6 protein-coding genes and 1 tRNA gene are annotated in these 11,188 nt (G+C 68.1%); 3 read left to right on the top strand and 4 right to left on the bottom strand.

The features are described 5' to 3' along the window. The first annotated feature begins 237 nt into the window (after positions 1-237). Positions 238-311: transfer RNA gene (locus tag ACZO3G_RS13635), tRNA-Gly, on the top strand. A 466-nt stretch (positions 312-777) separates the two neighbouring features. After that, on the top strand, positions 778-5,886 hold the full coding sequence (locus tag ACZO3G_RS13630; RefSeq protein ID WP_276874319.1) for an Ig-like domain-containing protein: 5,109 nt from the start codon (positions 778-780) through the stop codon (positions 5,884-5,886). Here ACZO3G_RS13630 and ACZO3G_RS13625 read toward each other — a convergent pair. Next, on the bottom strand, positions 5,820-6,284 hold the full coding sequence (locus ACZO3G_RS13625; RefSeq protein ID WP_288234939.1) for a hypothetical protein: 465 nt from the start codon (positions 6,282-6,284) through the stop codon (positions 5,820-5,822). The two genes, ACZO3G_RS13630 and ACZO3G_RS13625, sit on opposite strands and share 67 nt — an antisense overlap. A 67-nt stretch (positions 6,285-6,351) precedes the next feature. Here ACZO3G_RS13625 and ACZO3G_RS13620 point away from each other — a divergent pair, with 67 nt between their 5' ends. Further along, complete coding sequence (locus tag ACZO3G_RS13620) at positions 6,352-6,702, top strand: hypothetical protein (RefSeq protein WP_277138545.1); 351 nt, start codon at positions 6,352-6,354, stop codon at positions 6,700-6,702. 62 nt (positions 6,703-6,764) lie between these two features. Here ACZO3G_RS13620 and ACZO3G_RS13615 read toward each other — a convergent pair whose 3' ends face one another. The 3 genes from ACZO3G_RS13615 to ACZO3G_RS13605 are packed head-to-tail and all read right to left on the bottom strand — an operon-like array spanning position 6,765 to position 10,869. Then, complete coding sequence (locus ACZO3G_RS13615) at positions 6,765-7,094, bottom strand: cupin domain-containing protein (protein ID WP_276874634.1); 330 nt, start codon at positions 7,092-7,094, stop codon at positions 6,765-6,767. A gap of 14 nt (positions 7,095-7,108) precedes the next feature. Then, positions 7,109-8,815: a hydantoinase B/oxoprolinase family protein gene (locus tag ACZO3G_RS13610; RefSeq protein WP_276874632.1), complete on the bottom strand. Its 1,707-nt coding sequence runs from the start codon at positions 8,813-8,815 to the stop codon at positions 7,109-7,111. A 5-nt stretch (positions 8,816-8,820) separates the two neighbouring features. After that, entirely contained in the window at positions 8,821-10,869 is a 2,049-nt protein-coding gene (locus tag ACZO3G_RS13605) for a hydantoinase/oxoprolinase family protein (protein WP_276874629.1), read from the bottom strand. Positions 10,870-11,188: the final 319 nt, after the last annotated feature.

Below are 11,188 nucleotides of genomic sequence, written 5' to 3'. Positions count from 1 at the left end.
CCGGTTCCAGCGACATGGTCAACGTGGCTCTCGTAGCCGCCGTTGTTTCCCTGGCTGCTGCTGGCGCTGTTGCGTTCCGCAAAGTGAAATAATCTGACCCGTCAGATATTTCCGACAGAGAGATAAAATGATCCCCGCCGGCTGCCTCCACAGCCGGCGGGATAATTTTTGCCCCGCCTTTCCGCCGCGCGGGGCGGTTGACAAACCCGCCAAAAAATGCTATCATAAATCCACTGCGCAGGTATGGTGTAATGGCAACACTTCTGCTTCCCAAGCAGACAACGCGGGTTCGATCCCCGTTACCTGCTCCAAAGGAAAAGGCCGCCGTGTGGCGGCCTTTTCCTTTGGTTTCTATAACGCCGGCCCCCGTCCGCGATGGGGTCCGGCGTTTTTTATTTTGCGGTGTTTTCCGGTTTTTCCCTGTCGAAAAATATGGTATACTGGAGATGCACGAATCCGTCCTGAATTTGCCACTAATTGGACGGAAGGCCGCGGGCGGAAAACAACGCCCGGCGGGCGTTCGCGCGAAGGCCATGCCTTCGCGCGCGGGCGGCGGGGCCGCCCGGTTTTCCGCCCCGCCCCGCGGCGGGCGCCCGGGAGAAACGTTACCGCGCGGCCAAAAGCCTCGCCGCATGCCGCGCGCCTGTTCTATGGCGCGGCGGCCGGCCTGAACCAAACGCTTTGAAGGGGTCCGGGGAAACTTTCTCGAAAGTTCCCCCGGAAAGAAGGGGTCCGGGGAAGCTTTCTCGAAAGCTCCCCCGGAAAGGAGGTACTCCAATGAAACAGAAGAGATGGCTGATCCCGGCGATCGTCGGCGTCATCATCCTGGCGGCGGCGGGGGCGGCGTTTCTGCTCTCGCGGCCGACGGGGGACATGGTGATGGCGTCGGTGGAGATCGGCGCGACCCAGAAGACCGAGCTGGGGCTCGCGGCGGACAGCTCCTTTACGATCACGACGGGCTGGCGGGTGTCGCAGGACGAGCTGCGCGCGATGCTGGACATCGAGCCGGACATCGGCGACTATACGATCGGGGGGAGCGGCAGAAACTGGACGCTGGTGCCCGGCGTGCCGCTCATGGACAACACCGTCTATACGATCCGCGTGATCAACCCGGCGACAAAGGCGGTGGTGCAGTCGTTTGCCTTCCAGACGAAGAGCGACCTCGCGGTGAGCGGGGTCTACCCGCGCGACGGCGCGAGCTATGTGCCGCTCGAGGCGGGGATCGAGTTCACCTTCAATGCGCCGGGCGTGAACCTGAAGGATTTTTTCGAGATCAAGCCGGAGACGGCAGGCAGCTTTGAGACGAACGACTACACCGTCATCTTCCGCCCGGCGGAACCGCTCTCGCCCGACAGCATCTACCGGGTGACCGTCAAGGCGGGGCTGACCGCGCCGGGCGGCATGAGCCTCAAGGAGGACCTCCACTTCTCCTTCGAGACGACGGGGGAGGAGGCCGACCGCTGGGACTACATGCGCCTGCGGCTGGCGGGGGATTACGCCGAAACCTTCCTGCCCGGCGATCCGCTGTCGGTGGCGCTCTACGCGGGCGACGACATGACCGGGCTGCCCTTCGACGTCTCGCTGCACCGCTACGCGGACATCAGCGGCTTCATCAAGGAGCAGCGGGACCGCGACGCGTTCTACGCCGAACGGTATGGGGAAAAGACCGACTATGTGGCCAACACGACCGGTCTGGAGGAGACCGCCTCCTTCACGGGCGAGCTTTTGCCGGCGGACGAATACGGCGGTGAGCTCTACGCACCGCTTCCGGACGACCTCGAGGAGGGCTGCTACATCGCGACGGTCTCGGGCAAGGACCGGGAGGGCAACGAGCAGTTCGTCCAGAAGCTCCTCCAGGTCTGCAGCCTGAGCGTCTATGTCCAGTCGTCCGACGGGGACACCCTCGTGTGGGTGAACGACCCGGTCACGGGCGGGCCGCTTTCGGGCGCGGTGCTCGAGTGGGAGGACGCGGAGAGCGGCCAGACCCGCACCGCCACGACGATGGCGGACGGCACCGCCCGCGTCATGACCGGCGAGACGGAGGACGCCTATCTGTCGGTCATCCGGGACGCGCGGACGGTCTACTTTGAAAAGGCTTCCCTCTCGGCGCGGGAGGACACGCCGCTCAACGAGCGGTTCTATACCGCGCTCTACACCGACCGCGAGATCTACCAGCCGGACGACGCTGTCCGGTTCTGGGGCGTGGTCAAGCCGCGCACGGGCGCGCAGGGGCTGCCGCAGGCGGTGTGGGCGACGCTCGGGCAGTACGGCCCCGAATCGGAGATCACCCGCGTGCGGGTCCCGGTGGCGGCGGACGGCACCTTTGAGGGGAGCATGTCCCTGCAGGGGATCCGGCAGGACTGGTACGCCTTCTCGGTCACCGACGGAGACGAGGGGGTCTACACCTCCAAGGGCTTTTCGATCGAGCGTTACCAGAAGCCCGCCTACCGGATCACCGTCACGACCGACAAGGACTGGTACTATGCGACCGATCCGGTCACCTTCACGATCGAGGCGAGCTACTACGACGGGACCCCGCTTTCGGGCGGGGAGCTCACCTTCAGCGGCAACTATATGGGAAGCGCCGGCCCCGACGGGCCCGGCCGGACGGCCATCCGGCTCGACGAGCAGGGCCGCGCGACCCACACGACCAGGCTGAACCTCGCCCAGATGCGCCAGGACCGGCAGTCGGCGCTCGGCTGGACGCCCCAGTCCCTCTGGTACACGGTGGACAATTCGGGCAGGGAGGACGGCGGCTATTTCTATGAGTCGGGCTCGATCACCGTGCTGCCCTCGCGGATCGCGGCCAGGACCGAACGCGACAAGGCCACCGGCGACGTCACGGTGCGGACCGCGTCGCTCGATCCCTCCAAGCTCTTCCAGGGCGGCGCCGCCCGTCCGCTCGCCCGCGCCGTCTACGAGGACGAGTTCGACCGGCTGGCGGGGGTTTCCGCCGACCTGCCCGTCACCCTGACGGTGTATGAGATCAGCTACACCAGGGTCCCCACGAGCAGCTATTACGACTACGTCAACAAGCGCACCGTCACCAGCTACCGCTACGAGCGCGCCGAACGGGTGGTGGACACCCTGCGCGGCGGCACGTCGGGCGGCGGCGCGGTCTTCACCGGGCTTTCCGCCTACGCCGACGGCGACGAGACCTTCTACTGGTTCGAGGCGCAGTTCGACGGCGGCGTCATCGGCACGGTGGCGGACAGCCTCCACGGCAGGACGCCCTACCCGCGCGCGGACGGCCTCGTGAGCTACACCTTTGTGGACGGAAGCGACCCGCACGCCAACGACCCGGCGGACGTCGGGGATCCGATCACGCTGGGGCTCTACGCCAACGGCGTGAAAACGGAGAACCGGGGCCGCATCCTCTACACCGCCATGCAGCGCAAGGCGTTTGAGGCGGGGGTCACCGACGGGGACGAGATCACCCTGACGATGAAGGAGGATTACCTCCCCAACGTCTATTTCGCGGGCGCGTATTTCGACGGGCGGCACGTCTTCCCGATCGACCCGCACAACGTCTCCTACGACTACAGCAGCAGGGAGCTCACCCTGACGGTCACGCCCGACAGGGAGGCCTACCGGCCGGGCGATACGGCGGAGATCACCCTCGCGGCCGTGGACGCCGCCGGGAACCCCGTCTCCGGCTCGGCCGTCGTCGGGGTCGTGGACGAGGCGGTCTTCGCGCTGGGAAGCCAGACGGTCGACCTGGCGGGCCAGCTCTACGGGAGCATCTACCACCCCTATGTGCGGCAGGCGGTCTCCTACCGCGCCTACGACGAGAGCGGCAAGGCGATCCCCAACACCGCGGGGGCCGAAGGGGCCGCGGACACGGGCGGCGGCGGGGCCGGCGCCTACCTGCGCAGGGAGTTCCTCGACACCGCCGCCTTCCAGACGGCGCAGCTCGGCGCGGACGGAAAGGCGGTCCTCTCGGTCAAGCTGCCCGACAATGTGACCTCCTGGCGGGTCACCGCGCTGGCGGTCACCCCCGACCTCAAGGCGGGCAGCGTCGCCTCCCGGGCGGTGGCGACACAGCCCTTCTACCTGAACGCCGTCGTGACCGACAGCTACCTCGCGGGGGACGACCTCTCGATGTCGGTGACCGCGGCGGGCACCGGCATCCAGTCGGGGGACGCCGTCTCCTACACGGCGGTCATCCTCGACGGGACGGGCGCGGAGGTCGACCGGCTGACCGGCACCGGCCGCGCGTCCGATCACACCCCCTTCAACTTCGGCAAGTACGAGGCGGGCGGCTACGCGGTCCGCTTTGAGGCGGCCTGCGGCGCCCACTCCGACGCGCTCCAGAAGGAGTTCTCGGTCGTGGAGGAGGGGCTCGCCGTCCCGGTCGTCAGGAACCTTCCGCTCTCCGAGGTCGGCTCGCTGGAGCCGGCGCGCTACCCGGTGAAGCTCACCGTCTACGACGAGCGGATGAAACCCTATATGGAGGGCCTCCAGCGGCTGTCCGCCCAGGACGGGGAGCGCACCGAGCTGCTGGTCGCGGCCTACCGCGCCCGCGTCGCGGCAAACGAGCTGCTCGACCCGGAGGACCGGGAGACCGTCCGCAAGGATTACCGGCTCGAATCGCTCCAGGAGGACGGCGGCGTCAAGCTGCTGCCGCTCTCGGAGGGGGACGCGGCCGTGACGGCCAAGATGCTCGTCGTGGCCCCCGAGCTGATCAACAAGGCGGACGCCGTCGCGTTCCTGCGCGGCAAGCTCGCGGACGCCGCCTCCACCCCCGACGAGCGCGTGATGTCCTACCTCGGGCTCGCGGCGGCCGGGGAGCCGGTGCTGCTCGACATCACCCGCATGCTCGAGCGGGAGGGGGACTCCCTCACCCCCGCGCAGAAGCTCTACCTCGGGGCGGGGCTGGCGCAGCTCGGCGACTTTACCGGCGCGGACGCGGTCTATGAATCGCTCGGCGGGCAGCTCGTCAGTGAGGGTACGGTCAAATACGTCGAGGCGGGCGGTTCGCTCGACGACCGCATCCAAAACACGGCGGCGGCGCTGCTGCTCACCTCGGTGTCCTCCCATCCCGACGCCGGCCCGCTCATGCGCTTCTTAAACGGCGCGGACACCGACCGCGCCCGGTCGGAGGTGCTCCCGAACCTCGAGCAGCTCGCCTACATCGAGCATTTCAAGCTCCCGGCGGGGGAGAGCGCGGCGAAGTTCAGCGTGACGCAGAACGGCGAGCGGCGGGAGATCTCCCTTTCGGGCAGGGGCTGCAAATCCTTCTCGCTGAGCGCGCAGGCGCTCGCGGAGGCGGATTTCTCGGGGAGCAAGGAGCTCTACGCCTGCGCCGCCTACACCGCGCATACCGCGGACGCGGGCGCCGCGACGAGCAGGCTCAAAGTCGAAAAGACCTACACCCCGGTCGGCGCGGACTCCCTCGAGCGCGCGGGCACCGCGCGGGTCGACATCCGCGTCACCTTCGCGCCCGACGCGCCCGACGGCTGCTACACGGTCTCCGACCTCATCCCGGCGGGGATGCGCTACCTGCCCGCCCAGAGCTACCAGGATGCGAACGGTTGGATGTGGGGCGGCGTGGAAAACGAGGCCCAGACGGTCAGCGGCTACATCTACCGCGACCGCGGGAGCTGGGAGCGGGAGCAACGGGAGCTGGCGGCCGAGGAGGCCGACCCGGATTTCTTTGCCGAGGAGCCGGTGGCGGACGACGGCGCCCGGGGGAAGGCCATCCCCGCGAGCGACGGTGTAACGGACGGGGGCGGCCCCGACGCGGACGGCCCCGACGTCTACACCCTGAGCTACTATGTCAGTATGCCGCTGTCCGGGAGATTCGTCTCGGAGAGCGTCTATGTCACGCCGCACACCGAGGGCCTCATGGCCAAATCGGCGCGCGGGACGATCGAGATCCGGTAAACCGGGAAACCGACGGCGGGGCCGGGGCACGCCCCGGCCCCGCCGCTTCGGCTTCCCCTGTCAGAGAGGAAGGAGCGGGTGATTGTGAGAAAGGCGGTTTGTATCCTGTGCGCCGCGCTGCTGGCGGCGCAGCTCGCCGCGTGCGGCGCGCCGGCGGAGCCGGCGGCCGAGGTTTCCAGCGTGCCCGAGGCGTCCAGCGCGCCCGAGGTTTCCAGCGTGCCCGAGGTTTCCAGCGCGCCCGAGGTTTCCAGCGCGCCCGAGGCTTCCAGCGCGCCCGAGGCTTCCAGCGCGCCCGAGGCTTCCAGCGCGCCCGAGGTTTCCAGCGCGCCCGAGGTTTCCAGCGCGCCCGAGGTATCGAGTGTGCCCGAGGTATCGAGTGTGCCCGAGGTTTCCAGCATACCTGAAGGTCCCGGCGCCGCAGCCGTTCCCGCGGCGGAGGCCTCGAGCGCCCCGGAAGCCGCGCCCGTGAGCGAAGCCGCCGAACCGGCGGGCAGCGGGGAGGAGACGGACGAGGAGGCCGAATGGCTGCTCGACCGCGCCAAGCGGGAGATCCGGAAATACGGCTATCAAGTGGTGGACGGCGACGACTTCAAGAGCACCTTCCTGAAGGTGAAGGTCGACGCGGGCGACCGCCGCGCCGGGCTGCGCGCGATCATCAACGAGCTGACGATGCAGTCGATGCGCAGCGCCCTGCCCGCGCCCACCAACCCGATCACCGGGGAGGACATCGAGACGGAGGAGGCGCCGACCGAGGTGCAGGTCTCGATCAAGAAGTCGGGCAGCTCCTACACGATCTACTATAAGTACCGGAAGTAGCCGGGGAACTCCCCGCGTGAAAAAGAAAAGAGGCGGCCGCCCATCCGGGCGGCCGCCTCTTTTTATTTCTCGACGAGCATCCAGACGAGCGCCGCCTCCGCGGCGCCGTCGTTGAAGCTGCTGTGCGTCTCCCCGGCGGGGATGAAGGTCGCCATGCCCGCCGACGCGGTGTGCACCACGCCCGCGGCCTCGCACTTGACCGTCCCCGAGAGGATGAAGGAGTATTCGTCGCCCGTGTGGGCGGCGGGGGGCACCACCGTTCCGGGCGGGAAGACGGCGTACCCCATCGTCACCCCCGCGCCCGCCGGGATTTCGCCGCCCAGCAGGTCGGTCATGGCCACGCCGTCGGCGCGCACCACCGGGGGGATCGCGTTTTTGTCGCGTACCAGCATCCTTGCGCCTCCTTTTAACGGCGGAGCCCGGCGACCGCGAAGGTCCGCGGATCGACGAGCACGCCGTAGTCCTCCCTGGCCTGCTCCACGGTGATGTAGCCGTTTTTCACGTCCCACGCCACCTTTTCCGGGTCGCGCTTCATCGGGTCGCCGTAGCCGCCGCCCGTGCAGGTGACCATGTAGGCCACGTCGTCTTTGCCCAGCACCGTGCGTGCCACGATGCCGAACGGCCCCTCCACCGAGCCGTCCGCCCGGTGGAACTCGAAGTAGTTGTAGGAGCCGTCGCCGCCGCCCGCCGCGCCCCACGCGGGGTACTTGTTGCGGCCGAAGGAGGCGGTGAAGAGCTGCCCGTCGGTCAGGGCGCGGTAGGCGCGCACCGCGCCGCTGCCGCCGCGGTATTCGCCCGCGCCCGCGCCGTCGGTGTGCAGGGAGTATTCGTCGATCATGATGCCGTAACGGTTTTCCGCCATCTCGACGGGGACGTTGTAGGTCTCGCCGTCGCCCACGCAGAACTGGCCGACCTCGCCGTCCTTGCCGCGGCTCGCGCCCCAGCCGCCGCCCGTCGGCTCGACGATGAGGAAGGGCTCGCCCGTCTTGTGGTGGAGGCCCGCCAGCACGACCGAGCAGACGGAGAGCATGTGCCCCGCGCCGAGGAACTCGGGGAAGATGGGGGCGAGGGCCTTCCAGACCACGTCGGAGGAATAGATCATGCTTTCAAAGTAGCAGGAGGTGGGGGCGGGGCTGTGGCAGCGCAGGACGGAGCCGTCCTCCGCGATGACCCGCATGGGGCGGAAGACGCCGTCGTTGACGGCCAAGCTCGGGTTGAGGATGGACATATAGACCACCTTGACCCCCGCGCAGAGGGAGCTGTAGCCGGTGTTGATGGGGCTGGCCACCTGCGGGCTGCTGCCGGTGAAGTCGGCGAGGAACTCGTCGTCGGTGATCGTGATCTTCACCTTAATTTTGACGGGGTTGCCGTGCCCGTCGTCGTCCATGAACTCCTCCATCTCCCAGACGCCGTTGGGCATCTCGGCCAGACGCTTGCGGGCGACGATCTCGCCCTGGTCGAGCAGCCGCTTCATCGAACCCCGGACCACCTCGACGCCGTATTTGGAGCAGAGCTCGCCGATGCGGCGGTAGCCGGTGCGCAGCGAGGCGATCTGGCCCCACATGTCGCCCTCCGAGGCGGCGGGGAAGCGGACGTTCGATTTGATCATGTCGGCGAGCTGGGCGCAGAGCTCCCCGCCGTCGACCAGCTTGACGCCCGAAAAGCGCAGGCCCTCCTGGAAGACCTCGGTGGAGTCGGTCGTAAAGGAGCCGGAGGCCATGCCGCCGATGTCCGACCAGTGGGCCTTGTTGCCCACGAAGGCGACGATCTCGCCGTCGTAGAAGACGGGCATGACCATGCCGATGTCGGACAGGTGGGTGCCGCCGCCCATGTAGGGGTCGTTGATGAGGTAGACGTCGCCCGGTTTCATCTGGTCTTTGCCGAATTTTTGGACGATCTCCTGGATCATCGGGGCGATCAGCCCGATGAAGGCGCAGGCGCCGTTGCCCTGGGTGAGCAGGCTGCCGTCCGCGTCGGCGATGCCGCTCGCGTAGTCGAGCGTCTCGTAGATGATGGGGCTCATCGAGGTGCGCGCGAACGCGTAGAACACCTCGTTGCTGACCGCGATCAGCGAATCCTTGACGATATCCAGCGTCACGGGATCGATCTTCATTGCCATCACTCCCGCACCTCCGTTTCAATGATCAGGTTGCCGTAGCCGTCCACCGTGAGGGACTGCCCGGGGCAGACGACGGTCGAGGCGGTGACCTCCTCGACGATCGCCGGGCCGGAGACCGCCGCGCCCGCGCCGAGCTTCTCCCGGTCGTAGATGGGGGTGTCCTGCCAGCCCTCGTCGGTGAAGTAGACGGGGCGGGTCTCCTTGACCGCGCCGGACACCGGGCCCCGCTGCGGGTCGATCCGGTGCAGCTCGGGCTTCTGGAGCCTGCCGTAGGCCACGAGATGCAGGTTCACGATCTCGGTGGGGGTGTCGGGCAGGCGGTAGGTGTAGAAATGCTCGTGCGTCTCGTGGAAGCGGGCCACGATCTCCGCCTTGACCTCGTCGGTCCAGGGGACGGGGGGCACGTGCACCTTGACGGTGTGCTCCTGCCCCATGTAGCGCATGTCCGCGATGAAGCTGTAGACGATCCGCCCGTCGGGGACTCCCTCCTGGGCGAACTGGGCCCGGGCCTGGGAGACCAGGCCGTCCCACATGGCGTTGAGCTCGGAGAGCGCGACCTCGTTCATGCGGCAGATCTTCGTCTGGATGTAGTCGTGGCGCAGGTCGGTCATGAGCATCCCCCACGCGGAAAAGACCGACGCCGCCACCGGCACGATCACCTTGCGCACGTTGAGCTCCCGCGCGAGGTAGGCGCAGTGCATCGGGCCGCCGCCGCCGAAGGCGACCATCGCGAAGTCGCGCGGGTCGTAGCCCCGGCGCACCGAGATGAGCTTGAGGGCGTTGAACATGTTGGAGTCGGCCACGCGGATGATGCTCATCGCGGCCTCCTCGGCGGTCATGCCGAAGGCGTCGCCCACCTTCTCCCGGACGGCACGGCGCACGCTCTCGAGATCGACCTCGTTGTCGAAGTTTTTGGCGGACAGCCGCCCGGTGAGCAGGCAGGCGTCGGTGGTGGTGGGCTCGGCGCCGCCCTTGCCGTAGGCCACGGGGCCGGGCAGCGCGCCCGCCGACTGCGGCCCCACCTTGAGGGAGCCGGCCTCGTCGATCCAGGCGATCGAGCCGCCGCCGTTGCCGATCTCGACGATGTCCACGACGGGCGCCATGATCGGGTAGCCCGCGTAGCTGTCGGTGCGCTCGATGCGGTATTCGGTCGTGACCTTCACCTCGCCGTCGTCGATCAGCGAGCATTTGGCGGTGGTGCCGCCCACGTCAAAGGCGATGATGTTCTTTTCCCCCACCGCCTGCCCGAGGATCGCCGCGCCGAACACGCCCGCGACCGGCCCCGACTCCACCATGTTGATGGGGGTGCGGCGAGCCTGCGCGAAGGTGGTGGTGCCGCCGTTGGACTGCATGATGTACCGTTCCCCGGCGCAGCCGATCTCGTCGAGGCGGCTTTCCAGATGGTTCAGGTAGGAGGCCGCCACCGGCATGACGTAGGAGTTGAGCGCCACGGTGGAGGTGCGCTCATATTCGCGCCATTCCTTGGTGACCTCGATGGAGGAGGTGACGAACACCTCCGGCCAGAGCTTCTTGACCAGCGCGACCGTCTGGCGCTCGTGCGCGTCGTTGGCGTAGGAATTGATGTAGCAGACGGCGACCGCCTCGACCCCCTCGGCCTTGAAGAAGGCGACCGCCTCCTCGACGTCCCGCTCGCACAGGGGCGTCAGCACGCTGCCGTCGAAGGCGACCCGTTCGGCCACCTCCCGGCGCAGGTAGCGCGGGATGAAGGGGCGGGGCTTGGCAAACACGAGGTTGAAGAGGTCGGGCCGGTTGCAGCGCGCGATCTCGAGCACGTCGCGGAACCCCTTCGTCGTCAGCAGCGCGGTCTTCGCGCCCTTGCGCTCGGTGAGCGCGTTGATGATCGTCGTGGTGCCGTGGATGAACGCCTCGACGCTCCTGGGGTCGACGCCGCTCTTTTCGATGACGTGGATGACCCCCTCCTCGAAGCTGGGGGGCGTGGTATGGCTCTTGGCCAGGTAGACCTCGCCGCCCTTCCCGACGGCGACCAGGTCGGTAAAGGTCCCGCCGATGTCTGTTGCTACTCGCATGTGACCACCCTTCCATATGCGGCGGAGCGCCGCAGTTATGGTTCCATTATACGATATTTGTCCGCGCGGGGGAAGGGCTATTTGACGCTTTACCGCAGAAAATTCACCGCGTTTTTTTGGCGCGGAGGGGGAGACGGGGACGGAAAACGGCGCCCCTTCGGGGCGCCCGCGCGCCAGGCGCGTGCGCGCGGCCGCGCCGCGCGGTTTTCCGCCCCCCGCGCCGCGCCCCGCCCCACGGACAATACCCGGAGGTGAGGGCGCGCGCCCGCCTGAACCGCCCCCGCGCCGCGCCCCGCCCCACGGACAGCACCCGGGGGGG

The organism is Anaerotruncus sp. (assembly GCF_057433415.1).
Note: the sequence above shows the minus strand (reverse complement) of the source record. Positions and strands in the feature narration are given on the sequence as shown.

Coding starts and splice junctions, on each gene's coding strand:
- ACZO3G_RS13610 (WP_276874632.1), bottom strand. CDS start 8,815: ATGAAGATCGATCCCGTGACGCTGGATATCGTCAAGGATTCGCTGATC.
- ACZO3G_RS13605 (WP_276874629.1), bottom strand. CDS start 10,869: ATGCGAGTAGCAACAGACATCGGCGGGACCTTTACCGACCTGGTCGCC.
- ACZO3G_RS13615 (WP_276874634.1), bottom strand. CDS start 7,094: ATGCTGGTACGCGACAAAAACGCGATCCCCCCGGTGGTGCGCGCCGAC.
- ACZO3G_RS13630 (WP_276874319.1), top strand. CDS start 778: ATGAAACAGAAGAGATGGCTGATCCCGGCGATCGTCGGCGTCATCATC.
- ACZO3G_RS13625 (WP_288234939.1), bottom strand. CDS start 6,284: ATGCTGGAAACCTCGGGCACACTCGATACCTCGGGCACACTCGATACC.